Source organism: Pleomorphomonas diazotrophica (assembly GCF_002844595.1).
GTDB classification, from domain to species: Bacteria; Pseudomonadota; Alphaproteobacteria; order Rhizobiales; family Pleomorphomonadaceae; genus Pleomorphomonas; species Pleomorphomonas diazotrophica.
In genome coordinates this window covers 252,992-279,473 of the sequence record NZ_PJNW01000005.1, presented here as the reverse complement: position 1 = coordinate 279,473, position 26,482 = coordinate 252,992, and the positions used below count along the sequence as shown (strand labels likewise).

At 64.9% G+C, this 26,482-nt stretch carries 23 protein-coding genes and 1 riboswitch; of the genes, 13 read left to right on the top strand and 10 right to left on the bottom strand.

What is annotated here, in order from left to right; genetic code table 11:
* Positions 1-66 precede the first annotated feature (66 nt).
* The 5 genes from speB (at position 67) to CXZ10_RS09410 (ending at position 5,021) form a co-directional block, all read left to right on the top strand.
* Positions 67-1,119, top strand: coding sequence for an agmatinase (gene speB / locus CXZ10_RS09430; RefSeq protein WP_101288888.1), 1,053 nt, complete (start codon positions 67-69; stop codon positions 1,117-1,119).
* A gap of 67 nt (positions 1,120-1,186) precedes the next feature.
* Complete coding sequence (locus CXZ10_RS09425; protein ID WP_101288887.1) at positions 1,187-2,275, top strand: ABC transporter substrate-binding protein; 1,089 nt, start codon at positions 1,187-1,189, stop codon at positions 2,273-2,275.
* Positions 2,276-2,342: 67 nt separating this feature from the next.
* Positions 2,343-3,374 (top strand): ABC transporter ATP-binding protein, encoded by a 1,032-nt coding sequence (locus CXZ10_RS09420; protein WP_101288886.1) that lies wholly within the window; start codon positions 2,343-2,345, stop codon positions 3,372-3,374.
* On the top strand, positions 3,371-4,222 hold the full coding sequence (locus tag CXZ10_RS09415) for an ABC transporter permease (RefSeq protein ID WP_101288885.1): 852 nt from the start codon (positions 3,371-3,373) through the stop codon (positions 4,220-4,222). The genes CXZ10_RS09420 and CXZ10_RS09415 overlap by 4 nt, the downstream gene beginning before the upstream one ends.
* A 1-nt stretch (position 4,223) precedes the next feature.
* Positions 4,224-5,021 (top strand): ABC transporter permease, encoded by a 798-nt coding sequence (locus CXZ10_RS09410; RefSeq protein WP_101288884.1) that lies wholly within the window; start codon positions 4,224-4,226, stop codon positions 5,019-5,021.
* 11 nt (positions 5,022-5,032) lie between these two features.
* Here CXZ10_RS09410 and CXZ10_RS09405 read toward each other — a convergent pair whose 3' ends face one another.
* The 6 genes from CXZ10_RS09405 to CXZ10_RS09380 form a co-directional block, all read right to left on the bottom strand.
* Positions 5,033-6,430 (bottom strand): FAD-binding oxidoreductase, encoded by a 1,398-nt coding sequence (locus tag CXZ10_RS09405; RefSeq protein WP_101289003.1) that lies wholly within the window; start codon positions 6,428-6,430, stop codon positions 5,033-5,035.
* A gap of 78 nt (positions 6,431-6,508) precedes the next feature.
* Entirely contained in the window at positions 6,509-7,387 is an 879-nt protein-coding gene (locus tag CXZ10_RS09400; protein ID WP_101288883.1) for an ABC transporter ATP-binding protein, read from the bottom strand.
* Positions 7,374-8,336, bottom strand: coding sequence for an ABC transporter ATP-binding protein (locus tag CXZ10_RS09395; protein ID WP_101288882.1), 963 nt, complete (start codon positions 8,334-8,336; stop codon positions 7,374-7,376). Before CXZ10_RS09395 ends, CXZ10_RS09400 begins: the two co-directional genes overlap by 14 nt.
* 1 nt (position 8,337) lies before the next feature.
* A complete protein-coding gene (locus CXZ10_RS09390; protein WP_101288881.1) occupies positions 8,338-9,228 on the bottom strand; it encodes an ABC transporter permease in 891 nt (296 codons plus the stop codon).
* On the bottom strand, positions 9,225-10,217 hold the full coding sequence (locus CXZ10_RS09385) for an ABC transporter permease (RefSeq protein ID WP_101288880.1): 993 nt from the start codon (positions 10,215-10,217) through the stop codon (positions 9,225-9,227). The genes CXZ10_RS09390 and CXZ10_RS09385 overlap by 4 nt, the downstream gene beginning before the upstream one ends.
* A gap of 153 nt (positions 10,218-10,370) precedes the next feature.
* A complete protein-coding gene (locus tag CXZ10_RS09380) occupies positions 10,371-12,089 on the bottom strand; it encodes an ABC transporter substrate-binding protein (RefSeq protein WP_101288879.1) in 1,719 nt (572 codons plus the stop codon).
* A 445-nt stretch (positions 12,090-12,534) separates the two neighbouring features.
* On the opposite strand from CXZ10_RS09380, the gene CXZ10_RS09375 reads away from it, so the two are divergent.
* Positions 12,535-13,641, top strand: a complete 1,107-nt coding sequence (locus CXZ10_RS09375) for a LacI family transcriptional regulator (RefSeq protein WP_101289002.1) — start codon at positions 12,535-12,537, stop codon at positions 13,639-13,641.
* A 106-nt stretch (positions 13,642-13,747) separates the two neighbouring features.
* Here CXZ10_RS09375 and CXZ10_RS09370 read toward each other — a convergent pair whose 3' ends face one another.
* Positions 13,748-13,906, bottom strand: coding sequence for a DUF3563 domain-containing protein (locus CXZ10_RS09370; protein WP_101288878.1), 159 nt, complete (start codon positions 13,904-13,906; stop codon positions 13,748-13,750).
* Positions 13,907-14,046: 140 nt separating this feature from the next.
* On the bottom strand, positions 14,047-15,072 hold the full coding sequence (locus CXZ10_RS09365) for a zinc-binding alcohol dehydrogenase family protein (protein ID WP_101288877.1): 1,026 nt from the start codon (positions 15,070-15,072) through the stop codon (positions 14,047-14,049).
* Between the two features lie 101 nt (positions 15,073-15,173).
* On the opposite strand from CXZ10_RS09365, the gene CXZ10_RS09360 reads away from it, so the two are divergent.
* Positions 15,174-15,614: a winged helix-turn-helix transcriptional regulator gene (locus tag CXZ10_RS09360; protein ID WP_101288876.1), complete on the top strand. Its 441-nt coding sequence runs from the start codon at positions 15,174-15,176 to the stop codon at positions 15,612-15,614.
* A gap of 15 nt (positions 15,615-15,629) precedes the next feature.
* Here the strand turns inward: CXZ10_RS09360 and CXZ10_RS09355 are convergent, their stop codons facing one another.
* Positions 15,630-16,925: a solute carrier family 23 protein gene (locus CXZ10_RS09355; protein WP_101288875.1), complete on the bottom strand. Its 1,296-nt coding sequence runs from the start codon at positions 16,923-16,925 to the stop codon at positions 15,630-15,632.
* 283 nt (positions 16,926-17,208) lie between these two features.
* Positions 17,209-17,415, top strand: a riboswitch (cobalamin riboswitch).
* A gap of 32 nt (positions 17,416-17,447) precedes the next feature.
* Here CXZ10_RS09355 and CXZ10_RS09350 point away from each other — a divergent pair.
* From CXZ10_RS09350 to CXZ10_RS09330, 5 genes are all read left to right on the top strand, one after another.
* The gene (locus CXZ10_RS09350) at positions 17,448-18,125 is read left to right on the top strand and encodes an energy-coupling factor ABC transporter permease (protein WP_101288874.1); all 678 of its coding nucleotides are present in this window, start codon (positions 17,448-17,450) and stop codon (positions 18,123-18,125) included.
* Positions 18,126-18,504: 379 nt separating this feature from the next.
* A complete protein-coding gene (locus tag CXZ10_RS09345; protein ID WP_101288873.1) occupies positions 18,505-19,734 on the top strand; it encodes an ABC transporter substrate-binding protein in 1,230 nt (409 codons plus the stop codon).
* A gap of 126 nt (positions 19,735-19,860) precedes the next feature.
* Positions 19,861-20,763, top strand: a complete 903-nt coding sequence (locus tag CXZ10_RS09340) for a carbohydrate ABC transporter permease (RefSeq protein WP_101288872.1) — start codon at positions 19,861-19,863, stop codon at positions 20,761-20,763.
* Positions 20,760-21,587 (top strand): carbohydrate ABC transporter permease, encoded by an 828-nt coding sequence (locus CXZ10_RS09335; protein ID WP_101288871.1) that lies wholly within the window; start codon positions 20,760-20,762, stop codon positions 21,585-21,587. The genes CXZ10_RS09340 and CXZ10_RS09335 overlap by 4 nt, the downstream gene beginning before the upstream one ends.
* The gene (locus CXZ10_RS09330) at positions 21,584-22,651 is read left to right on the top strand and encodes an ABC transporter ATP-binding protein (protein WP_101288870.1); all 1,068 of its coding nucleotides are present in this window, start codon (positions 21,584-21,586) and stop codon (positions 22,649-22,651) included. The genes CXZ10_RS09335 and CXZ10_RS09330 overlap by 4 nt, the downstream gene beginning before the upstream one ends.
* Positions 22,652-22,740: 89 nt before the next feature.
* On the opposite strand, the gene yicI is transcribed toward CXZ10_RS09330, so the two are convergent.
* Entirely contained in the window at positions 22,741-25,059 is a 2,319-nt protein-coding gene (gene yicI, locus CXZ10_RS09325) for an alpha-xylosidase (RefSeq protein ID WP_101288869.1), read from the bottom strand.
* A 305-nt stretch (positions 25,060-25,364) separates the two neighbouring features.
* Here yicI and CXZ10_RS09320 point away from each other — a divergent pair, with 305 nt between their 5' ends.
* Positions 25,365-26,396 (top strand): LacI family DNA-binding transcriptional regulator, encoded by a 1,032-nt coding sequence (locus tag CXZ10_RS09320; RefSeq protein WP_101288868.1) that lies wholly within the window; start codon positions 25,365-25,367, stop codon positions 26,394-26,396.
* Positions 26,397-26,482 lie beyond the last annotated feature (86 nt).

The window sequence follows — 26,482 nt, the reverse complement described above, 5'->3', positions numbered from 1 at the left end:
CCGGCGCCATATCAGCCGTCACGGACGCGGGCAGCGCGACCTGACGTGTCAGGGGACCGATCATCCATGGTCTGGAATGCCGAGCGATTGAAGGCGCTGCGGGAGAGGTATACCGGCAAGCCGGGAGAGACCTACGACCCCCGCTACGCGCGCGTCGCGGCTCGCATTTTCAAGGGCGGCACACGCGCTGCCCCCTTTGCGGGCATGCCCACTTTGCTGTCGGCACCGGCCCGGCCCATCGATTGGAATGCCCCCGATTTCTCAGGCCTCGATGTTGCCCTTCTCGGCATGCCCCTGGACCTCGGCGTCACCAATCGGCCCGGTTCGCGCTTCGGGCCGCGGGCGCTGAGGGCGATCGAGCGCATCGGGCCCTATAACGAGGTTCTGGATACGGCTCCCACGCATGACATGTCGGTGGCTGATATCGGCGACGTACCATTCCGGGGGCGTTTCCGTCTTGAACAGAGCCATGAGGACATCGAGCGGACGGTGGCCGCCATTGTCGCGGCGGGCGTGCTGCCGCTGTCGGTCGGCGGTGATCACTCCATTACCCATCCCATACTCAGGGCGGTCGGAGCGAAAGGTCCGGTCGGCCTCGTCCACATCGATGCCCATTGCGACACCGGCGCGCCCTTTGACGATACCAAGTTCCATCACGGCGGGCCCTTCCGCAACGCCGTGCTCGATGGCGTGCTCGATCCCACCCGTACCATCCAGATCGGCATTCGCGGCTCGTCGGAATATCTCTGGGAGTTCTCGCTCGACAGCGGCATGACGGTGATCGACGCCAGGGACATTTCCGGCCTTGGCATTGCCGCGATCATCGACAAGGCGCGGCAGGTGGTCGGCGACGGCCCGACCTACCTCTCCTTCGACATCGACAGCCTCGATCCGGCCTTCGCGCCGGGCACCGGCACACCGGAGGTGGGCGGTCTCACCAGCCGCGAGGCGCTGGCGCTCGTCCGGGGTCTCAAGGGGCTCAACCTTGTCGGCGGCGACGTCGTCGAGGTCGCCCCGCAATATGACGCGACCACCAACACCGCCCAGATCGCTGCGCAAATGTTGTTCGAGATCCTGAGCCTGATGGTGTTCAGCCCGGCGCTGAAAAAGAGTAAATAGAGATTAACCAGGGGAAGCGGCCGCGCATGCCGAACACGGCAACGGCCAGACAAAGGGGACCATTGAGATGACCAAGCTCACCGACATATCCGTCAGCCGCCGCGCCTTGCTCGCGGCCGGTGCCACCGGGGCCGCCATGCTCGCCATGCCCAACGTGCTGCGCGCGCAGGACCGCACGCTCAAGGTTGGTGCCTATGGCGGTTACTTCAAGGATTCCTTTGACAAGAACGTCTTCCCCGAGTTCACCAAGGCGACCGGCATCGCCGTGGAATCGGTGGCCGAGCCGACCGGCGAAGCCTGGCTCGTCCAACTGCAGCAGGCCGCGAGCGCCGGCGAGGCACCGGCCGACGTGTCGATGATCTCGCAGACCTCGATGCTGAAAGGGCAGGCGACCGAACTGTGGGCGCCGCTCGATGCCGCCAAGATCAAGAACATCGATGCCCTGATCCCCGCCTTCGTCAACAAGTATCCTGACGGCCGCATCGCCGGCATCGGCGCCGTCGCCTGGTATGTGACGCTGGTCTCCAACACCGACGTCTACAAGGAGGCGCCGACCTCCTGGGCCTTCCTATGGGACGCCTCCAACGCCGACAAGCTCGGCCTGATGGCGCTGGTCTCCAACTCCTTCCTGCTGGAGGTGACGGCCAAGACCTTCTTCGGCGGCACCAACGCCCTCGACACCGAGGAGGGCATCCTCAAGGCGTTCGACAAGCTGGCGGAGCTCAAGGGCAACGTCCGCCTGTGGTATCGCGACGAGGCGCAGTTCGAGCAGGCGCTGAAGTCGGGCGAGATCCCGATGGGCCAGTATTATCATGACGTGACAGGCCTCGCGATCGCCGACGGCTTCCATGTCCGCTCCACCTTCCCCAAGGAGGGCGGCATTCTCGATTCCGGTTGCTGGGCGCTGTCCAAGGCCTCGAAGAAGGTCGAGGAAGCGCACCTCTTCATCGACTTCATGAGCCAGCCGTCGATCCAGGCGCTGGTGACGCGCAAGGTCGGCACCGCGCCCACCGTCAAGCGGTCGCTGACCGACCTGACGGATGCCGAGTTCGCCGCCGCCTCGTCGGAGATCGATCCGATCATCCCGCGCTACGACATGCAGGTCGAGAAGGCCGACTGGCTGAACGAGAAGTGGACCGAGCTGATCGTCAGCTGATCGCCTTCATGTCCGGCGCCCCGCCATAGCGCGGGGCGCCTCTCTTCTAGTCAGCTTGGAAATCTCCATGTCGGGTTTGGTACTCAAGGGCGTCAGCCGGGACTTCGGCCCGGTCAAGGCCGTGAACGACGTCGACCTCGTGGTGCCCAACGGACGCTTCGTCTGTCTGCTCGGACCGTCCGGTTGCGGCAAGACGACGCTGCTCCGGATGATCGCCGGCCTCGACGCGCCGACGACCGGCACCATCTCCATCGACGGTGAGGACATCACCCGCCAGCCGACCCACAAGCGCAACCTCGGCATGGTGTTCCAGTCGCTGGCGCTGTTCCCGCACCTCACCGTCGGCGGCAACATCGCCTATGCGCTCCGGATCCGTGGTCTTTCCAAGGAGGAGCAGGCCCGCCGCGTCGAGGAGTTGCTGGCGCTCGTCCATCTGCCGGGCTATGCCGACCGCGCCGTTTCCAAACTGTCGGGCGGGCAGCGCCAGCGCGTCGCCATCGCCCGTGCGCTCGCCGTCAGCCCGCGCCTGTTCCTGCTCGACGAGCCGCTGTCGGCTCTGGACGCCAAGCTTCGCGAGGCGATGCAGGTCGAGTTGCGCCAGTTGCAGCAGCAGCTCGGCATCACCACCATCGTCGTCACCCATGACCAGCGCGAGGCGATGACCATGGCCGACACGGTGATCGTCATGAAAGGCGGCGAAATCCGTCAGGCGGCGTCGCCGGTCGAGATCTATAGAAAGCCCGCCGATACCTTCGTCGCCGATTTCATTGGCTCCACCAACCTGATCGACATATCACGGGATGGCGACCGTGCCATGCTGCTCGGCCGTCCGACCGCCGTTCCACTGCCCTATGGTGTCTCGAAGGCCACGGTTTCGGTCCGGCCGGAGGATGTCGAGCTGACTGCGCCATCCTCGGAACTGCCGGAGGCCAAGATCACCTTCGTGCGTGATCTCGGCGGCGCCATCGAGTTCTTCCTCGATGCCAACGGGGCCCAGGTGGTCGCCGTCACCAGTCCTCGCGCCCGGCCTGAGGTCGCCGTCGGCGACCGTGTCGGGCTTCGTCTCGATCCCGCCCGTTCCGTGGTGCTCACGAGATGAGACGCGAACCGGCCCGTGGGCTTGTCCAGCATCTGCCGGTGATCTTTCCCGGTCTGATGCTGACCATCTTCTTCATCGTGCCCTTCGGCACCATGGTGGCGGTGAGCTTCTTTCGCCGTCAGCAGGGTGGTTTTTACGTGCCGGACTTCGTGCTGGCCAACTATGCCCGTTTCCTGACGCCGTTCTTCGGCAATGTCCTTGTTTTCTCGCTCTATCTCGCCATCGCCGTGGCGGTGGTGTCGCTGATCATCGCCGTGCCCTTCACCTATCTGATCGCCCGGTCCCGACGCGTCACGCAGGTGCTCTGGCTGGTGGCGCTCCTCTCCATCCTGTCGCTATCGGAAGTGATCATCGGCTTCGCCTGGTCGACGCTATTGTCGCGCACCGCCGGCATCACCAACCTCCTCGTCCGGCTCGGTCTGATGGAGGCACCGCAAGCGCTGGTGCCGGGCTTCGGCGCCGTGCTCACCGGCATGGTCTATCAGGCGATGCCTTATGCCGTGCTGGTGCTCTACCCGTCCATGGTGCGGCTCGACCCCACGCTGACCGAGGCGGCTCGCACGCTGGGTGCCTCGCCGCTCAAGGCCTTCTTCACGGTGGTGCTGCCGGCGCTCCGGACGACGCTGGTCGCCACGCTGATCATGGCCTTCATCTTCGCCCTCGGTTCCTACCTGCTGCCGCAGATCCTGGGACGACCGAGCCACTGGACGTTGTCGGTGCTGATCACCGACCAGGCGCTCTATCAGTCCAACATGCCCTTCGCGGCGGCGATGGCCGTATTCCTGGTGCTGGTTTCGCTGGCGCTCGTTGCGCTGACGATGTTCGCCGGCAAGAAGCTGGAGGCCTGAGATGGAGCGCGCCCTCTCCCGCCTTTACCTCGCGCTGGTCGGCATCTTCCTCGCGGCGCCCATCGTCGTCGTCACCGGCGTTTCCTTCAACGAGAAGCAGAACCTCGCCTTTCCGCCGCAGGGCTTTTCGCTGCACTGGTTTGCCGAGATCTTCGTCAATCCCGAGTGGTTCCGGGCGCTGATCGCTTCTGTGCTGCTCGCCGTCACCTCGGCGGCGCTGGCCGTCGCCATCGCCCTGCCGCTCGCCTGGTTCCTGTGGCGGCGCCTCGCGCCCTGGGCACAGGTGTTCCAGCTTCTCGGCGTCGCCCCCTTCACGTTGCCGCCGGTGATCACCGCCCTGGGCTTCCTGACCTTCTGGGCGACGTCCGGCTTCTACGGGCAGCCGTGGACGGCGGTGATCGCCCACGCCATCTTTTTCGTCACGCTGCCGCTGGTCACGCTGACGCTCGGCTTCTCGTCGATCGACCGTTCGCTGACCGAGGCGGCCGCCACCATGGGCGCCGACGATCGCACGGTGTTTCGCACCGTGGTGCTGCCGCTGATCCTGCCCTACGTGGTGTCGGGCTATGCCTTCGCCTTCGTGCTGTCGCTCAACGAGTACATCGTCGCCTACATGACCATCGGCTTCGTCCGCGAGACACTGCCGATCAAGGTGTTCAACGCCCTTCGCTATGGCTACACGCCGACCATGGCGGCCGTGTCGGTACTGTTCGTGGCGGTGACGGCGGCGGTGTTCGGCCTGATCGCCCGCTTCGGCGACTTGCCCAAGCTGATGGGTGCCATGTCCTCGAAAGATTGAGCTTCGGCCGCCTAGATCACCTTGTCGGGATTGAGGAGGCCGTGCGGGTCGAGCGTAGTCTTGAGATGCCGCATCAGTGCGATCTCCGCCGGCGATCGGCTGTGGCCGAGCCAGCCGCGCTTCAACGCGCCGATCCCATGCTCGGCCGATACCGAGCCTGAGAAGTTGCGCGTCACGCCATAGACCACGCTCTCGACGGCGTGGTGGCCGGCCGGGCCGGGTTCGGGCACCGATGCCATCACGTGGATATTGCCATCAGCCGCATGGCCGAAGAACACCGCCTGGCTCGTCGGCAACTCTCGTGCCAGCGCGGCGCGACAAGCCTCGACGAAGCGGCCCACTTCGCCGGGCGGCAGGCCGACATCGAAGCTCTCGTGCTCGCCGAGTATCGGCTCGATCTCCGCCGAGGCGTCACGGATCGCCCAGAAGGCTTCCATGTCGGTGAGCGATTGCGCCAGCATCGCGTCGTCGACGAGGCCCGCCTCGTAGATGCCTTCAAGAAAGGCCTCGAAGGCCGCACCGTCCCGCGCCGCGTCACGCCCGTGCCCCTCGATGAGCAAATAGAGACCATGCCTGTCGGCAAAGGGATCGCGACAGCCAGGCACGTTTTCGGTCACCATCGTCCAGTAGTCGGGCCACATCACCTCGAAGGCAGAGAGCATCGGTCCGAGATCGGCACGGGCGCTCGCGAGAATATCGGCAGCGGCCTCGAAATCTCGGGTGGCGATCAGCGCAAGTCCGGTCCAGCGCGGCAGGGGCTGAAGCGCGAACACCACCCGCGTCACCACGCCAAAGAGGCCTTCCGAGCCGACGAACAATTGCTTCAGATCGGGACCGGCGTTGTTCTTCAGCATCTTGCTCGTTGAGATGATCACCGTGCCGTCGGTCAGCACCGCTTCGAGGCCGAGCACCGAGGCGCGCGTCATACCATAGCGCAGCACGCGGTTGCCGCCGGCGTTGGTCGCCACGATGCCGCCGGCCGTTGCCGTGCCGCGCGCGCCGAAGTCGACCGGGAACAGGAAGCCTTCGGCTTCAGCCGCTCGCTGCATGACCTCCAGCGGCGTGCCGGCCCGTGCCGTCAGAGTCATGGCGCGACCATCGATTTCTTCGACCCCGACCAGCCGTTCGAGCGACAGCGCCAGCGAGCCGGCAACCGGCGTCGCACCGCCGCAAAGGCCGGTCAGGCCGCCCTGGGTGGTAACGGCGAGACCGTGACGAGAAATGATGGCGAGCGCCGCCGACACCTCGTCCGTCGAGGCCGGCCTCAGCACGGCGAGCGGTCTCTGTGACGGAAGGACCGAGGAGTCGGCGTGGTTGCGGGAGGGAATGTCGTCGCCCGCCAGAAACCCGGCCGGCCCGAGCGCCGCCCGCAACTCGGAAAACGCTTGTGCCTCGTCCCGTCTGGTCATCTCGCCGCCCGCTGTCTCTTGCGGAACCGGCATAGCACGTCTGCCGGCCGGCGAGACAGGCGGTTTAGACACGTCCACTCACGAATAGACGCGCACCAGATGGTTTTCCCGATGCTCGATCAGGTGGCCACCGAACCGCGCGGTGTCGGCGACAAGGCCGAGATCTTTCAACTCTGCGTCGCTCCAGCGTTCGTGCAGATGCGGCACGGCATCGAGCAGGGAGCGGGTGTAGGGATGCTGTGGATCGCCGAACACCCGGTCGGTCGCGCCCATTTCGACAATGGAGCCCTTCTGCAGGATGATGATCCGATCGGAAATGTAGTTGCCCAGCGCGAGGTCGTGGGTGACGAAGATGATCGACAGGCCCTGTCGCTTGAGGTCGCCGAGCAGATTGAGCACGTCGATGCGCGTCGAAGCGTCGAGCATCGAGATGATCTCGTCCGCGACCAGCAGACGAATGTCGAGCACCAGCGCCCGGGCGATCAAGAGGCGCTGCAACTGGCCGCCGCTCATCTGGTGGGGGAACTTGTCAAGCGCCGCGATCTCCAGGCCGACGGCATTGAGCGCACCGGTCAGCCGGGCCTCCCAGGCGGCCGCGTCGAGATCGCCTAGGAACTCGCGCCGGATCGTGCGGAAGACGCGGCCGACCTTGAAGATCGGGTTGAACGAACTGAAGGGATCCTGGAACACGCCCTGCACACGGCGATAATAGGATTTGAGGCCGGAACCTTTCAGCGCCGAGATGTCCTCGCCGTCGAAGGTGATGCGTCCCTCGCTCACCGAGGTGAGGCGCAGGATCATGCGGCCGACGGTGGTCTTGCCCGAGCCGCTCTCGCCGATCAGCGACACCACTTCGCCGGGTTTCACCTCGAAGTCGACATCGTGGATCACCCGGCTCTTCTTGCCGCCGAAGGCGCCGGAGCGGAACACCTTGGATACGTTCTCAACCTTGAGCATGGGCGTCCGCCTTCCAGCAAGCGACCTGATGGCCGGGAGCGATCTCGACGAAGGGAGGCTCTTCGACGCACTTGCCGAAGGCCAGCGGGCAACGGTCGCGGAAGCGGCAACCGACCGGAGGCGAGAGGAGGGAAGGCGGCCGACCCTTGATGCCCGGCAGTCGCTTCTCCTCGAAGCGGATGCCCACTTCGGGCAGCGAACCGAGCAGCAGGCGGGTATAGGGATGCGCCGGCGCCTCGACGATGGTGCGCGTCGGCGCCTTCTCGGCCAGCTTGCCGGCATACATGATCAGGATGCTGTCGGCGACCTGGGCGAGGATGGCGAGGTCGTGGGTGACCACGATCATCGACTTGACGTAGCCGCGGTCGCGGAACTCGACCAACGCCCCTGCCACCTTCTTCTGCGAGGCGACATCGAGCGCCGACGTCACCTCGTCGGCGATGAGCAGCGACGGGTCGAGCAGCGTCGACAGCACCATGACGACGCGTTGCTTCATGCCGCCGGACAGTTCGATCGGATACATGCCGAGCACGTCGGGCCCGAGCCCCAGAATCGCGAGGCGCCGTTCGAGTTCCGGGCGAAGCGTCGATCCCTTGAGGCCCCGCGCGTCCAGTAGCTCATCGATCATCCGACCGATGCGGCGCGTCGGGTTGAGCGCGCTCATCGCATACTGCGGAACGATCGACACATGGCGGAAACGATAGGGATTCATCGCCTTGTGATCGGCGATCGGCAGCACCTTGCCGTCGAGCGTCACCTGCCCGCCGGCGTACATCATGCGCTCTTCGAGCCGGATCAGCGCCTTGCCCAGCGTCGACTTGCCGCAGCCCGATTCGCCGGCGAGGCCCATGATCTCGCCATCGGCAACCGAGAAGGTGACGCCATCGAGGGCTTTGACGCTGCCGGCGAGCGTCCGGTAGTGGATCTTGAGGTCGGATACCGCCAGCATGTCAGAGCGCCCTCAGCTTGGGATTGAAGACCTCGTCGAGACCGACGTTCATGACGTAGAGCGAGCCGACGATGGACGTGATGGCAAGGCCCGGCGGCACGAACCACCACCACATGCCGAGCTGCAGGGCGGCGTTCATCACCGAGTAGTTCATCATCAGGCCGAGCGAGATGGAATCGGTCGGTCCGAGCCCGATGAAGTCCAGCGTCGCGGCGGTGAGGATGGCGCCGCCGAACAGCAGGATGAAGGTCATCACCAGATAGGAGCTCATGTTCGGCGCGATCTCGCCGAAGATGATGCGGAACGTGCTCTCGCCGTTGAGCCGCGCCATGCCGACGAAGTCGCGCGACGTCAGCGAGAAGGTCTGCGCGCGGATGGCGCGCGCCGCCCACGGCCAGGAGGTAAGGCCGATGAACATGGCCTCGGTGCCGAGGCCGCGCACGCTGAGATAGGCGGCGACCACCAGGAGGACGGCAAAGGTCGGGATGACCAGCACGACGTTGGTCAGCATGTTCAGGACTTCGTCGACGAGACCGCCGCGGTAGCCGGCGAAGAAGCCGACCAGCATGCCGATGACGGCCGCCGTGATGCCGCCGAGGGCGCCGACGATGAAGCTGGAGCGCAGGCCGTGGACGAACTGCGAGAACACGTCCTGGCCGAACAGCGTGGTGCCGAACCAATAGTCGGCCGAGGGCGGCAGGCCCGGAGGCGCGTCGAAGGTCAAGGGCTCGTGGGTTGCGAGCATCGGGCCGAAGATGGCACCCAGCAGGAACAGGGTGAAGACGCAGGCGCCGATCACCAGCTTGGTGTTGCGGAAGGCGAAATAGAGAACCTCGTTGCGACCCGTCTTGGGCGCGGGAGAGGCCGGAGCGGAACTGGCGGTGCTCGTCATGCGGCATCTCCTTGCAGTCCGACGCGGGTGCGCGGGTCGACGATCACGTAGACGATGTCAACGATCAGGTTGGCGAGCAGAACGCCGACGATGATGAACAGGAACACGCCCTGGATGACGAAATAGTCCTGGTTCTGGATGCCCGACAGCACCAGCCAGCCAAGTCCGGGATAGGAGAAGACGATTTCGGTGACCAGGGCGCCGCCGACCACGGCGCCGAGCTGCAGGGCGAGGCCGGTGATCTGCGGCAGCATGGCATTGCGGAAGGCATATTTGCGCACCAGCCGCTGCGGAGCGCCGAGCGCCATCAGATAGTTGGCATAGTCGCTTTCAAGCTCGTAGATGATCATGTTGCGCATGCCGATGGCCCAGCCACCCAGCGCCACCATGAACAGCGAGGCAAACGGCAGCACCCAGTGGTAGAGGAGGCTGCCGAAGAACTGCCAGGACCACTCGGCCTTGAGTGACTGGTCGTAACCGAAGGCCAGCGGGAACCAGCCGAGCGTCGAGCCGAGAACCCAGGCGAGCAGGATGCCGAGCCACATGTAGGGGGTGGCTGTCAGCAGATAGCCGAAGGGCAGCACGCTGTTGTCCAGAAACTTGCGCCGTGCCGCCAGCGCGCCGATGACATTGCCGACATACCAGGACAACAGGATCGACGGCAGGAGCAGGCCCAGCGTGTAGGGCAGGGCGCGGCCGATCAGCGTCGTCACCGGCGTCGGGAACAGCATGATCGAGCGGCCGAGGTCGCCGTTGAACAGCGCCCACCAGAAATTGAGATACTGCTGCCAGAGCGGCTGATCGAAGTTGAACGCCGCTATGAAATAGGACGTCAGCGCCGCGTTGGCATCCGGCATCAGCGCGATGCGCGACACCAGGGCGTCGACCGGATTGCCCGGCATGAAGCGGGGAATGGCCCAGTCGATCGTGACCGCCACGATGAACGTCAGGAGATAGATGAACAGCTTCCGGGCGAGGTAGCGCAGCACGGTCGGGGCTCCGGAAAAGGAAACAAAGGATCATCCTCGGCCGGTCCCGGGCGGCAACGGATGTCGTCGCCCGGGATCTGCTGAAGCTGTCGTTCGTTCGGTCGGACGGAGGCGTCCCGGCGGCGCTGGCCACCGGGACGTGGAAACGGCGACTTACTCGCCGGCCGGCTCGAGATGCGTGATCGTGTCGAGGCCGGTCATCTGCAGCCAGCCGCGCCACGAGATCGGGATGAACTGGCGGTCGGTGCCGTCGGCCGGCCAGTTCTTCCAGGTCGTGGTGCTCATCTGCGCCCAGGCACCATTGTACCAGAGCGGGATCATCGGCAGCTGGTCCATGAAGCTGACCTGAAGCTTGGCCGTGATTTCCTTCATCTTCTCGATGTCGGTACGCGGCGTCTTGGCGAGCTGCACGGTGAGATCCCAGGCTTCCTTGTCCTCGAAGCGCGCAAAGTTGTAGTTGGTCTGCGAGCTCAGGATCGGCAGCTGGTAGAGGTAGCGGTAGTAGGTATAGGGCGTGTCGCTGAGCGGCTGGGAGTTCTCGATCATCAGATCGAAATTGCCGGTGTTGCGCTGCGACTGGTAGGTGTTGAAGTCCGGATACTTCGGCGTGATCTTGATGCCGACCGCCTTGGCGTCGGCCGAGATCATCTGCACCGCCTGCATCCAGTCCGACCAGCCCGAGGGAACCTCGATCTTGAGGTCGATCGGCTCGCCCTTCGGCGTCTGATAGAAGCCGTCGGCGCCCTTCTTGTAGCCGGCCGCATCGAGGATCTCGGCCGACTTCTTCGGATCATAGCTGAAGCCGTGCTGCTTCACCGCTTCCTTGTCGATATACTTGTCCCACACCGGCAGGAGGCCGGTCGGGCTCGCCGGCAGCACGACGTTGCCATAGTCCACCTTGGCGATCTGGTCGGTGTTGATGGCAAAGGCCAGCGCGCGGCGGAAGGCCGCGTCGTCGAGCGGCGCCTTCTTGGTGTTCGGCAGCAGCCAGGAGGTGACCGCCGGCAGCATGTAGGGCGGCTTGTCATAATAGGTATGCAGGCCGTAGCCGCCGCTGATCAGCGTCGCCACGCCCGGCAGGAAGTTGTTGTTGAGGTCCTGCTTGCCGGAGAGCAACAGGCCGAGCGCCACGTTGTTCGACGAGTTGACGAGGTCGATGATGTATTTGGGCTTGGGATCGGGCGAGATGCCGGCCTTCGAGGCCCACCAGCCATCCGGCGTCTTCGTCCAGACGACGCGCGTCGTCGGGTCGTATCCGGCCTTGTCGAACACATAGGGACCGGTGCCGATCGGCTCCTCCGGCGTCCAGGACGTGATGTCCGTCTCGTTGGCGTGATCCTTCCACTGGGAAGGCTTCATCATCGGGATGTTCCAGAGGGCGTTCTGCCAGGCCTGATAGTTGGGCGTGCCCTCGAAGGTCACCGTCACCGTATTGCCGGAGGTCTCGACGCTCTTGATGCTCTTGTAGAGGTCGGTCCACCAGATGGTGGGCAGCTTGCCGAGATCGATGTTCCACTTCACGTCTTCAGCCGTGAAGTCGTCGCCATCGCTCCACTTGATGCCGGAGCGGATGGTCAGCTTGAAGACGGTGGGGCTCTCCCAGTCGCCCTTCTCAGCCAGCCAGTTGATGTATTTGTCGGCGATCGGGTCGTAGCGGAACAGCGTCTCGTTGACGAGGCCGATCAGACCGTTGGCGAAGTTGCCGAAATAGGGGTTGAAGCCGATGATGTTGCCCCACTGCGCGCCGCTCATGTAGAGCGTCTCGTTGCGGGGATATTCGCCCGACTGCGCCAGCGCCGTGCCGGCCACGGTCGCCATCAGGGCAGCAGCCGACACGACCGTGAAGGTGCGGCGATTGATACCAAACGACATGCGTTCCTCCCTTTCCTCCTGCGGCGATCCTCCCCGCCGCGATCAAACGCTTCCCGGACGGCCTGCGCCGCAGGGTTGCGCACCTTTCGAAAGGGTCATGGGCAGGTGACGGTCGGGAAAAGGAACTTACCCTGAACATCCGACCGTGCGGCCGATGACGCAACAGCGGCGACTGCTGACTCCTCTCGCTCCATCCAAACGACAAGTCATTGACATAACGCGAGAATCTCCTCAGGAACTCGCGATATCCCAACTGGCGACCTGCCGGCGCGCCTTCCGCGGTTGCCCGCGGCATTCACTCCTGTAACGTTACAGGAGACTTACCCAAACGCGCAACAAGACGCAAGCCTCAGTTCTGTTTCTCGCCCAAAGGATGTAGGGTGAACGATTGGGAGGAGCAGCGCCGTCGGCAACGACCGGGGGATTTGCGCTGGATAGCACTATGATGACCCATGACGAGACGCGCCCGGACAGCGCGGCCGATCAGCCGCCGTCGTCCGGTCGGCCGACGCTCAAGACCATTGCCCGCCTGGCCGGTCTGGGCGTGACGACGGTGTCGCGCGCCCTGCACGACGCGCCCGACATCGGCGAGGAAACCAAGGCGCGCGTCCGCCGGCTGGCCGACAGCCTCGGTTATCAGCCGAACCGTGCGGGAGTTCGCCTCCGCACCGGGCGCAGCCACGTGATCGCCCTGGTGCTGGCCACCGAGTCCGAGGAACTGGGCATCAACTCGCAGCTCATCTACGGCATTTCCGAGGCGCTGTCGGCATCGACCTACCAACTGGTCGTCATGATGCACGATCCCCTAGCCGACCCGCTCGGCCCGATCCGCAACATCGTCGAAGCCGGCGCCGCCGACGGCATCCTGTTCGCCCGCATCGAACCCGATGATGCACGGGTCCGCTTTCTGACCGAGCGCGGCGTGCCTTTTGCGACGCATGGCCGCACCGACATGGGCATCGTGCATCCCTATTTCGACTTCGACAACGAGGCCTATGCCGAAAGCGCCGTTCAACGCCTCGCGAGCCTCGGCCGCCGCCGGCTGGCGTTGGTCGGCCCGCCGCCGCATCTTGCCTATGCCCGCCACATGGCCTCGGGTTTCTGTCGGGGCGTCACAGCCATGAAGCTCGAGAGCCTGTCGGTCGGACCGATCGACACCGACAGTCCGCATGAGCACATCCAGGCGGAGATCTATCGACTGATGCAACGCCGTGACCGACCGGACGGCTTTATCAGCGGCAGCGCCGTGGCGGCGCTGTCGGTGACCGCCGGCGCCGAAGCGGCCGGCCTCGTGCTCGGACGCGATTTCGACGTGGTGGTGAAGGAGTCCTCCGACCTGTTCCGCAAGTTCCGACCGGCCATCGAGACGGCGCGCGAGGATTTTCGCGCCGCCGGACGGTGGCTCGCCAAGGCGATCGTCGGCCGCATCGAGGGTACGGCAGACGCCAGCATCCATTTCCTCGACGTGCCGCGGATCGCGGTATCCGAGCAGATGCCGGAACAGATACCCGAACGGATGGAGGGGAGGCGGGTCGGAGACGGCCTCCGGTGATGGCCGCAGTGCAGATACGGCAAAGCGCCCGATCCGGTCAGGGAAATCGAGCGCTCGGCGTCGGCCGGGGTGGTCGGCCGGAGTTCTTTGGCCGCTTCGGGCGGGCTCAGTAGCCGAAGGCCCGGACGCGGCTGAGGCGCGCCATGTGGCGTGCGCGGGCATCAAGATCGTATCGGTCGGCCGCGACGGTGATGTAGATCAGCTCGCGATCGGGGGCGGCAGGGGCGCGGAAGGTCTTGGCGAGGTGCTTCAGGGTGCCGAACATGATCTTCGTCCTTTTCCCGTTCCGGGCGGCTCCCGGAACCCGTTCTTCTCTTGTCTTTGCACCCCGAATATAGCGCTTCCGCCGGTCGCCTCCAATGGTTCCGAGCCGCCGCCGCGAGTCGTATTTTCTTTGGGGATCCTTCAGTTTTCCTGAGAAAAGCCTTCCAAAACGATCTTGCCGCGTGCCCGACCGCTTTCGATGATCTGGTGGGCGCGGCGCAGATTGTCGGCGTTGATCGGCTGCAGCACCTCGGTGAGTGTCGTGCGCAGCCGCCCCGCGTCGACGAGATGGGCGACCTCGGTGAGGAGCTTGCCTTGCTCGTCCATATCCGGCGTCTCGAACAGCGAACGGGTGAACATCAGCTCCCAATGCACCGATACCGCCTTGCGCTTGAAGCCGGTGACGTCGAGCTGTTCAGGGTCGTCGATCAGTCCGAAGCGACCCTGCGGTGCGATCAGCTTGGTGATCTCCAGGAGGTGGCGGTGCGTCTCGGTGGTCGAGAAAACGAAGGCCGGGGCGCCGATGCCGAGGGCGCTCACTTCCTCGGCGAGTGGGCGCGAGTGATCGATGACGTGATGGGCACCGAGCTCGCGCACCCAGGCGGCCGTCTCCGGCCGCGAGGCCGTGGCGATGACGGTGAGGTCGGTGAGCGCCCGGACAAGCTGGATGGTGATCGACCCGACGCCACCGGCCCCGCCGACGATCAGGATGGCGTTGGCGGCACCGGGTACCTTGCGCCGCACATCGAGACGGTCGAACAGCATCTCCCAGGCGGTGATGGCGGTGAGCGGCAACGCCGCCGCCTCGGCATCGGTCAGCGTTTGAGGCTTGCGGCCGACGAGGCGCTCGTCGACGAGGTGGAACTGGCTGTTGGCACCGGGGCGGGCGATCGAGCCTGCATACCAGACCGAGTCGCCGGGCTGAAAGCCCGTCACCTCGTTTCCGACGGCGGCGACGCGGCCCACTGCATCCCAGCCCAGCACCTTCACGTCCCCTGGGGCCGGCGCGGCGCTCTTGCGCACCTTGGTGTCGACGGGATTGACGGCGACGGCCCCGACCTCGACCAGCAGATCGTGCCCTGCGGCCACTGGCGTTGGCAGATCGATATCGACAAGCGCGTCCGAACGGTCGATGGCTCCGGGTTGGCGATAGGCAACGGCTTTCATGATGGACTTCCTTTCTCGCGGATATATGCGATAATTGCTCCTAAGAGCTTAGCTAGCCAATACGCACAACGAGCGTATGTACTGCACAAAAGGATACTGTCATGGCCAAGGTCCGGCATTCCCGCTTCGACTGCGCGCCCGGCTGTTCGGTGGAAGCGGCCATCGGCCTGATCGACGGCAAGTGGAAGTCGGTGATCCTGTTTCACCTTCTGGACCGGACGCTGCGCTTCGGCGAACTCAGCCGAATCCTCGCCTCGGTGACGCCGCGCATGCTGACCAATCAGTTGCGCGAACTTGAGGAGGACGGACTGGTGATACGCACCGTCTATCCGCAGGTTCCGCCCAAGGTGGAATACTCGCTGTCGCCGCTCGGCCGCTCGATGGAACCGGTGCTGATGGCGCTGAAGGTGTGGGGCGACGCCAATATCGGCCGCTTCGGCAAGCCCAATGCGGTCGGTGAGAAGCAAAGCCCACCGGCACCGACCGGCCAGACGGCCGGTGGGCACCAGTGGGCGAAGTATGACCCGGCCCCGATCGAATGATCGCGGCGTTGTTCGTCAGGCCGGCTTCGGACCGCGATCGAGCAGCGCGTAGAGCAGGATGGCGCCGAAGGTTGCGGTGCCGATGCCGCCCAGCGTGAAGCCGCCGATGTTGAGCGTCAGATCGCCGGCACCGGCGATTACCGCCGCGGCCGTGGTGATCAGGTTCTTGGTCTCGGAGAAGTCGACCTTGTTCTCCACCCAGATCCGGCCGGCGGTGGCGGTGATCAGGCCGAAGATGACGATCGAAAGACCTCCGATCACCGGGCCGGGAATGGTGCCGATCAGCGCGCCGAACTTCGGCGAGAAGCCGAGCAGGATGGCGATTGCCGAGGCCACCACGAAGATCAGGGTCGAGTAGATCTTGGTGACCGCCATCACGCCCATGTTTTCGGCATAGGTGGTGACGCCCGTTCCGCCGAAGGCGCCCGACAGCATGGTGGCGAGGCCGTCGCCCAGGAAAGCCCGGCCGACGTAACGATCGAGGCTGCGGCCGGTCATGGCGCCGATCGCCTTGATGTGTCCGAGGTTTTCCGCCACCAGGATGATCGCCACCGGCGCGATCAGCGCCATGGCGCTGGTCGAGAAGGTCGGCGTGGTGAAGGTCGGCAGGCCGAACCAGGGCGCGGCGTCGAGCTTGGAGAAGTCGATCGGCGCATCGCCGAAGGAGGCGGCGCCCAGCCAGTAGACGAGATAACCGACGAGGCCGCCGATCAGCACCGGGATGCGCCGCAGCATGCCCGGCGCGTAGACGGCGGCGGCACCGACGGCGACGATGGTGATGAGGCCGACCGTCCGGTCGAAGCCGGTGGCGGAGATGCCCTTCACGGCGATCGGCGCGAGGTTGAGGCCGATGGCGGCGACGATGGCGCCGGTGACGACCGGCGGCATGAGCTTCTCGACCCAGCCGTACCCGATCTTGATGACGATGAGGCCGATCAGCGAGTAGACGGCACCGGCTGCAATAATGCCGCCGAGCGCCACCGAGATGTTGATGTTGGCGCCGGTGCCGGCGTAGCCGGAGGCGGCCATCACCACGGCGATGAAGGCGAAGCTCGACCCGAGGTAGGACGGCACGCGTCCGCCGACCACCAGGAAGAAGATCAGCGTGCCGATGCCGGAGAACAGCACGGCGACGTTTGGATCAAAGCCCATGATGATCGGCGCCAGCACCGTCGAGCCGAACATGGCGACGACGTGCTGGAACCCGGCGATCAGGGTCTGCGGCCAGGGCAGGCGCTCCTCCGGCGCGACGCGATCGGCGGTGGTCAGCTTCCAGCGCGGAAACCAGCCTTCGGTTGGGCTTGTCGTCATGATTGTCTCGTCTGTTGTCCCCGGTCCGTCCCCCCGTGGGCGGCCGCATGGGAAAGGCGAGATGGTCACTATCCCCAAGACCCAAGCCGGCGAAAGAGCAGCCTTTTACGGCCCCGGTGGACGGGCTCGAACGGGAGACGCTGATTCTGAACATGAAAACGCACATTTTGACCATATGGTCAGAATTCAACCCATTGGTAATCCACAGAAAAAGCGCTCTGGAACCCGTGCTCCGAGAGCGGCGTGCCCGTCGAATCGTCTTGACAGCATCTGCAACTTGCTCGCAGGTGGAGGCGTGCAAGGTGTTCCGGCGGCATGAGGCCGCCGGGATGAAACGGGAACGGGGAAGGATCACGATCCGAAGCCCCGGCCGCCCCCGCGACTGTGCGTGGTGAGCCTCCGTCCTGAACGCCACTGGGATCTCCCCGGGAAGGCGGACGACAGGCAGCGATCCGCAAGCCAGGAGACCGGCCCTGCACGACACATCGGATTCCGTCGGGTGAGACGGAAAAGGAGACTGACATGCATATTGAACCCGGCCTGGTGGCTGAGGGCAAACTGTGGCTCAGCTATCTCACGGCGACGGGCGCGGCCGGTTACGGCTCGGCGCTTGCGAGAAGAATGGTCCGCGAAAGTGGCTTTCTGTCGCTCGGCCTGCGCAGCGTTGCGACCACCGCCCTCGTCTTTTCCTTCTTTGAGGTGCTGCCGCACTATCCGGTTGGCGTCTCCGAGGTGCATCTGATCCTCGGCTCGACGCTGTTCCTGCTGTTCGGCGCGGCGCCGGCCGCCATCGGCCTTGCGCTCGGCCTGCTGATCCAGGGACTGTTCTTTGCCCCCTTCGATCTGCCGCAATACGCCATGAACGTGACCACGCTCTTGGTGCCGCTGTTCGGCCTCTCCATGCTGGCCCGCCGAGTCATCGCGCCTGCCACGCCCTATGTCGAGCTGAAGTATGGGCAGGCCCTCGCTCTCTCCACCGCCTATCAGGCTGGAATTGTCGGCTGGGTTGGCTTCTGGGCTCTCTATGGCCAGGGCTTCACTGTCGGCAACTTCGCCGCCATCGGCTCGTTCGGCGGCGCCTACATGCTGGTGATCATTGTCGAACCGCTGGTCGATCTGGCTGTGCTCGCCGGTGCCAAACTTCTCTACGGCCTCAGGGGCAGCCTCCTCGTCAACCGTCGCCTTTACGACGCCGCTTGACGCTTTCACACCTGTTTTCTGGCGCCGTGCCGCTCCGATTATTCGGGGCGGCGCGGTTTGCTTTTGTATGGCTGTGAAGCGCCCGGATCGGCCGGTATCTCCCGGCCGATGCGATGCGGCGCCCGCCGCCGACCTCCGGCGGTCTTGACAGTGGCGAGCCTTTCCGCATAACGTCGTAAACGTTTACGGGAGCGAACAGGCAGGAGGAACGTCCTGTCCGGACCAAGGTCTTCGAGCGTCATTGCCGTGCCGGCAGGCATGGATGGCGAACGGTGGGTCTTGCTCTTTCGAGGGAACGGCAGGCTGCCGACCCTTCGCTCCCGGTCCCGCCGGTCATCATTGAGCCAGAACCGGTCGGCCAACTGGAGGAGTAGGGAGCATGAAGACATCGGCAATCCTGGGGGCGGTGTTCTACGCCGGCGTCGCGACGCTCGGCATGGCGGCGCATGCTGCCGACCCCGTCACCATCACCATCTGGTGCCAGGACGACGAGCGCCAGCCGGGCCTCAACCTTGCCAAGGAGTTCGGCGAGAAAAATCCCGACATCAAGGTCGTCTATCGCCAGATCCACTTCGACGACGTGGCGTCCGAAGCAATGCGCGCCTACTCGACCGGCCAGGCGCCCGATATCATCGCCATCGACAATCCCGAGCACGCGCTCTTCGCATCGCATGGCGTCTTCCTCGACCTCACCGACCGCATCGCCAGCTCCCAGGTGATCCACAAGGAAGACTATTTCCCCGGTCCGCTCGCCTCCGTCACTTGGGACAGCAAGATCTACGGCGTGCCCAAGGCCACCAACACCATCGCGCTCTACTACAACGCCGACATGTTCAAGGCGAAGGGACTCGATCCCGACAAGCCGCCGCAGACCTGGGATGAGCTGGTCGATGCGGCCCGCAAGCTCAACGACCCCGCCAACAACGTCTACGGCATCGCCTTCTCGGCCAAGGCCTCGGAAGAGGGTACCTTCCAGTTCCTCCCCTGGGCCCAGATGACTGGCGGCGGCTTCGACAAGATCAACACCGAGGGCGCCGTCCGTGCGCTGACCATCTGGAAGACGCTGCTCGACGAGAAGCTCGCCTCGCCCGATACGCTGACCCGCGGCCAGTGGGATTCCACCGGTACCTTCAACTCCGGCAACGCTGCCATGGTCATTTCCGGGCCGTGGGAACTCAACCGCATGTCGGAGGAAGCCAAGTTCGACTGGCGCGTGACGCTCATGCCGGTGCCGGAAGTCGGCGCGCCGCGTTCGTCGGCCATGGGTGACTTCAACTGGGCGATCTTCAAGAGCTCGAAGCATCCCGACGAGGCCTTCAAGGCGCTCGAATACTTCGTGTCGCAGGATCCGCGCGTCTTCCCCGACTGGGGCCAGCTTGCCGCCCGCGCCAACATTGAGATACCGACCACCGGCGACGCCAAGAAGGACGCGGCCGTCAAGGTGTTCATGGAGCAGCTCAAGTACGCCCAGCCCCGCGGCCCGCATCCCGACTGGATGAAGATTTCCAAGGCGATCCAGGGCGCCATCCAGTCGGCGCTGACCGGTCAGGCCAGCCCCAAGGACGCGCTAGATCAGGCCGCCGCCACCATCCAGGGCATCCTCGGCTGATCTCGTGAGAAAGGCGCTCCGGCCGACGTTTCGCCGGAGCGCCATCCAAGTGTGTTGATCGCATCGCCCGGAAAGGGTGATGCTCCGTGCCGGCGGCCGGCCGTGGCGCGGATGCGGGGAGAACCGATGCGACGCCTTTATTCCAGCCTCGTCGATGGCCGAGGGTTCGATCTCTGCCTGATCGGCGTCCCGCTCGTCTTTCTTCTCCTGCTGTCGGGCGTTCCGCTCGCCTACAATGTGGTGATGAGCTTTCAGGCCGTGGACATGTTCAGCCTCGGCAGCTTCGTCCGCCCGTGGGTCGGTTTCGACAACTACCGCCAGCTGATCGCCCAGCCGGAGTTCTGGCCGATCATGGGGCACACGGCGACCTTCCTCATCGCCTCCATCGCCGGCCAGTTCCTCATCGGCTTCGCGCTCGCCCTGTTCTTCTGGGTAAATTTCCCCGGCGCCTCCTGGCTGCGCGGCCTATTCCTGGTCTCCTGGGTCATGCCGGGCTTGGTGGTTGGCGCCGTCTGGAACTGGCTGCTGTCGGGCGATTTTGGCGTCTTCAATTTCGTGCTGCACCAGCTGCACATCATCTCGGGCAATGTCTTCTGGCGCTCCGACCCGGCTTTCGCGCTCTGGAGCGTCGTCATTGCCAACATCTGGCTCGGCACCTCCTTCAACATGATCATGCTGTCGGTCGGCCTGTCGTCGATCCCCGCCGATCTCTACGAAGCAGCCGAACTCGACGGCGCCGGCGCCTTGTTCCGCTTCTGGACCATTACCCTGCCGATGATGCGCTCGACCATCGGCGCGCTGATCTCTCTCGGCCTCATCTTCACGCTGCAACAGTTCGACCTGTTCGCCGCCATCACCGCCGGCGGTCCGAACAACGCCTCCAACGTCGCGCAATACTGGGCCTGGGACCTCTCGTTCAAGCAGTATGACTTCGCCAAGGGCGCTGCGATCTCGGTGATCATGATCGCCGTGGTGATGGTCGCCTCCGTCTACTACGTCCGGTCGACCCGTCATGAGGTGAGAGGATGAGCGAGACCAACAGGAATCGGCTGCTGCTCGCCGTCGCGCTGCTGCTCGCTGCCATCTATCTCTTTCCGCTCTACTGGATGTATATCACCGCACTGAAGACCGGTTCGGAGATGTTCAGGACGCCGCCGTCCTTCTGGCCGGACGACCCGCAGTGGTCGATCTTTCCCTTCGTCTTTCAGTTGAAGGGTATGGGCTTGTTCCTGTGGAACTCGACGGTGATCGCCTCGGGATCGGTGGCGCTGATCGCCGTTCTTGGAACCGGCGCCGCTTATGTGCTGGCCCGCTATCGCAACGTCTGGGTCGATGTGGGCCTCTTCCTCGTCCTGATGTTGCAGGTGCTGCCGGCCTCGCTGATGATCACGCCGATCTTCGTGCTGTTCACGCTGACCGGCATCCTCGACTATCCGCGCATGGCGGTGATCCTCGCCATCGCGGCCAAGAGCATGCCTTTCTTCATCGTGCTGGTGCGCGCCACCTTCATGAGCGTGCCGATGGAGCTCGAGGAGGCGGCGCTGGTCGATGGAAACTCGCGCGTCGGCGCCTTCTGGTCGATCGTGCTGCCGCTCGCCCGCAACGGCATCCTTGTCGCCGCCATCCTGATCTTCATGCAGGCCTTCGGCGAGTTCGTCTACTCGAAGTCGCTGATCCAGGAGATCGAGCTGCAACCGAGCTCGGTCGGCCTCAACGCATTCATGGGCCCGAACACCAACGAATGGAACCGGATCATGGCCTTCGCCTCGATCTACGTGACACCCATTCTGGCGACCTTCGTGCTGCTGCAGCGGCGCATCGTCTCTGGCCTGACCTCCGGAGCCCTGAAATGACCACGCAGATCGAGTTTTCCGGCGTCAACAAGCACTACGGCGCCTACCACGCCCTGAAAGACATCAACCTCTCGATCGACCAGGGCAGCTTCGTGGCTCTGGTCGGTCCGTCCGGCTGCGGCAAGTCGACGCTGCTGCGCTCGCTGGCCGGCCTCGAGAAGATCACCGGCGGCGACATCTCGATCGCCGGCGAGGTGGTGACAAAGCTGCCGCCGCGCAAGCGCGACGTCGCCATGGTCTTTCAGTCCTACGCCCTCTATCCGCACATGACGGTGGAAGAGAACCTCACCTATTCGCTGAGGGTGCATGGCGTCGCCAAGGCCGAGCGCAAGAAGGCCGCCGCCGAGGTGGCCACCACCACCGGGCTCACCGGCCTGCTTCATCGCTATCCACGCGAACTCTCCGGTGGTCAGCGCCAGCGCGTCGCCATGAGCCGGGCGATCATTCGCAACCCCAAGGCCTTCCTGTTCGACGAGCCGCTCAGCAATCTCGATGCGGCCCTGCGCGTCCACATGCGCAAGGAAATCCGCGCCCTGCACGACCGGCTCGGCGCCACCTCGGTCTATGTGACGCACGATCAGATCGAAGCGATGACCATGGCCGATCACGTCGTCGTGCTTCGGGCGGGCGCCATCGAGCAGCAGGGACACCCGCTCGATCTATATGATAAGCCGGCAAACAAATTCGTTGCCGGCTTCATCGGCTCGCCGGCCATGAACTTCCTGCCCGCGACCGTGATCGAGGGCGGCGCCGTGACCATCGATCTGGGCGCCGGGCCGATCGGTCTGTCCATTCCGGTCGCTGCGCCGGTGGGCGCCAGGATACTGCTCGGCATCCGGCCCGAGCACCTCACGCTGACCGCACCTGGCGAAGGGCGCTTCGACGCGCCGGTCGCCTTCACCGAGTCGACTGGCTCGACCACTTTCGTTACCACGGCGACGACGCCTGAAATGATGGTGGTGGAGACCGGCCGGCGGATGGTTGCGAGCGGCGACCGTGTCGGTCTGGCCTTTGCCGACACGAGCGTCCATGTCTTCGACGCCGAGACGGAACGGCGCCTCTGATTTTTCCAAGCGAGAGCGCCAAAAGAAAAACCCCGGAAGCCGTGCTTCCGGGGTTTCTGCTTCGGATCGTCGCCGTGAAGGCGCAGCCGTCAGGCCGGTGGGAGGGTGATCCGAAGCGGGCCGGCGGTGCGGAGGGTAACGCCGCCGGAACGCTGCTCGAAATCGTCGCTGCCTTCGACGGCGGCAATCTGCGGAATGCCGACGAGGCGGAGCGCATAGGGCACGTCGCGGTCGGGCGTCACGGTCAGCACGTTGCCGTCGCGGCGCACTATCAGCGTCAGAGCCGGCGTACCGGTGCGATAATCCGGCACCGTCGCCGTGGCGCTGGCGCCTTCTGCGAGTTCATAGAGAGCGAAGGTGACGCCGTCGGCGTAGTCGTAATCCGGCCGGCGGTCATTGTTGCCGAAGGCGATGAGGCTGCCCGGTCGAACGTAGAGCGGCAGGCTCATGACGCCGTGCGTCTCGCGCCGCCACGCCGGACCTTCCACCACCTCGCCGGTGAGCAACTGCGTCCAGCGTCCTGCCGGCAGATAGACCGCCACTTCGCCGTCCCTGTCGAACACCGGTGCAACCAGCAGCGACGGGCCAAGCATGAACTGGCGGTCGAGCGTTTCGGCGCCGGGATCGTCAGGGAACTCCAGCAGCATCGCCCTGAGCATCGGCACGCCGGTGTCCGACGCCTCGACGGCGGCGGCATAGAGATAGGGCATCAGCGAGCACTTGAGGCGCGCGAAGTCCCGGAGCACGGCCTCCGCTTCCTGGTCGAACAGCCAGGGCACCCGATAGGACTTCGAGCCGTGCAGGCGGCTGTGGCTGGAGAGCAGACCGAAGGCGCACCAGCGCTTGTAGACATCCGCTTCGGCGGTGTTCTCGAAGCCACCGATGTCGTGGCTCCAGAAGCCGAATCCGGATAGGCCGAGCGACAGGCCGCCGCGCAGCGTCTCGGCCATGGCCGGATAGTCGGAGTAGCAGTCCCCGCCCCAATGCACCGGAAAGCGCTGGCCGCCGACGGTGGCCGAGCGGGCGAACAGCACGCTCTCGCCGCGTGTCTCGATCAGAGCGTCGTGCACCACCTTGTTGTAGAGGAAGGGATAGTAGTTGTGCATCTTCTGAGGGTCGGCGCCGTCGTGCCAGACGACGTCGGTCGGGATGCGTTCACCGAAATCGGTCTTGAAGGCATCGACGCCCATGGCGACGAGGCGTTTGAGATGCCCGCCATACCAGGCGACTGCTTCAGGATTGGTGAAGTCGACGATGCCCTGGCCGGCCTGCCAGAGATCCCACTGCCAGACGCTGCCATCGGGGCGCTTCAGAAGATAGCCTTTCTCGGCCGCCTCATCGAACAGCTTCGACGCCTGGGCGATATAGGGATTGATCCAGAGGCAGATCTTCAGCCCCTTCTCTCGGAGGCGCTTCAGCATGCCCTCGGGATCGGGAAACACCTCCGGGTCCCACTCGAAATCGCACCAGTGGACGCCGCGCATCCAGAAGCAGTCGAAATGGAAGACATGGAGCGGAATGTCGCGCTGGAGCATGCCGTCCACGAAGGAGTTGACGGTGCCCTCGTCATAGTCGGTGGTGAAGGACGTGGTCAGCCAGAGGCCGAACGACCAGGCCGGCGGCAGCGCGGGGCGGCCGGTGAGGCGTGTGTAGCGCTCAAGCACCGCCTTCGGCGTCGGGCCGTCGATCAGGAAGTATTCTAGCGCCTCGCCTTCGACGGCAAACTGCACCTTCGATACCTTCTCCGACGCCACCTCGAAGCCGACGCGGCCGGGATCGTTGACCAGAACGCCCCAGCCCCGGTTGGTCAGGAAGAAGGGGATGTTCTTGTAGGCCTGCGTCGTGGAGGTGCCGCCGTCCTGGTTCCAGATGTCGATGCTCTGGCCGTTCTTGACGAAAGGGGAGAAGCGTTCGCCGAGGCCGTAGACCAGCGTGCCGACCTCGATATCGAGTCGCTCGAACACATGTGGGGGCTCGCCGGCGACGCTGGCATGGCCGGTCTCGCGGAAGCCGGTGCCGGTCAGCCGCTTGCCGCCGCGCGTCACCTCGGTGCGCCAGTCGCCGTCCTTGGAGACGGTCAGTGTCAGGCCGCCCGACGTGAATGAGAGGGCACGCTCGTCGTCGATGATGGTCGGGCGGAAGGTGTCGTCGGGGAAGAGCTCGAAGGCGGGGCCGCGCTTGGCCGCCCCCTTGTGATGCTCTATGCGCACGCCGATGACGCCTTCCATCGGCGCGGTCAATGTCACGGTGATGGTCGGCGCATTGATCTGGTCGGCACGGCCCCGGCCCCGGACGGCAAGTGTCAGGATCTCGGCCCGGCGAGCGTCCGTCCGCACCGCATGCAGGTGGTGCGGATTGAGGATACTCATGCCTGCCGGCAGCATCCAGTTGCCGTCGCTGAACTTCATCGTCTTCCTCCCGAAGGCGCTCCTCCGTAAGCGGAGCACGCACCTGCCATTCGTCGCCAAGACCTTCGTGGGTCTTGCGATTCCACGGCCTTCCTCTATTCCGTAAACGTTTACGACGATAGCTGTGGCGGGGTCTTCTGTCAAAGGGCTTTTGTTTCGCCACTTCGTCTCCGCGGCAGGCCGGAAACCGGCGGATTTCCTCGACGGCGCCGGACCTTCCGTCTATTGATCGCATGTCGGAGCTTGCTGAACGTCGGCGCGGAAGACGGAAATGAGCTCCGGCGCTGTGAATTGGAGGACAAGGATTGGGCATCAAGGAGCTGGCGCGCCATCTCAACATTTCCATCGGCACGGTGTCGCGAGCGCTCAACGGTCATCCGGAGGTGAATGCCGAAACGCGCAAGCGCGTGCTGGAGGCGGCAGCAAGGCTCGGCTACGCGCCGGATCAGGCTGGGCGCAGCCTCCGCCAGGGCACGCTCAACGTCGTGGCGCTGCTGCTTTCCACCGATCTCACCTCCAAGACCGACACCATGTTCTTCATGGAGCTGTCGCGCGGCATTCAGGATCAGTTCGCCGAGCATGGCCTCGACCTCGTCATCCACCTGAACAAGCCCGATCTCGACATGCTCGATCGCGTGAAGCGGATCGTCGAGCGGCGGCAGGCCGACGCCCTGATCCTGGCCGAAACGCGCGACAATGATCCTCGCCTCGATTATCTCGCGGGCCGCAGTTTTCCCTTCGCCACCATGGGGCGCTCTTGGTCGGGCGGTAGCCATCCTTGGATGGACCTCGATTTCGACTTCGCCATGCGTGCCGCCATCGACCGGCTCGCCGGCTTCGGCCACCACCGCGTCGCACTGGTCACCGGCGATCCCGGCTATCGGCTCGATACCATGCTGCAGGATGCCTACCGGCGGGAACTGGTCGGCCACGGTCTTGCCGTCGACGAGGCGCTGATGATCAAGGCCGACACGCATGAGGAGGGCGGTTACAAGGCGATGACCGAGTTCCTTGCCATGGCGGAGCCGCCGACGGCGGTGATCTTTCCCCATTATCGGGCGGTGGTTGGTGCCTATGCCTGCCTGTCGGAGGCCGGCCTTCAGCCCGGCCGCGACGTGGCGATCCTCAGTTGCTCGACCGACACGGCCATCGCCCAGTTCATGGCGCCGCCGCTCACCTGCTTCCGGCTCGACCTCTACGGCCTCGGTCGTCGCCTCGCAGAGGCGCTGCTTGCCTCCATGCCGCGCTTTGCCGAGAGCTACGGCAACGCCCTCATCCAGGAAATCTGGCCCTGGGAACTGGTTGGCCGCGACAGCGATGGCTTCCGCGTCGGCTGATGGCACCGCGACGATCGTCGTTCCGGGCGGCGGCGGACCGGCGTAAAGCTTGGTGGAGAGCGCCGTTCCGATTCACCCGCCGCTGG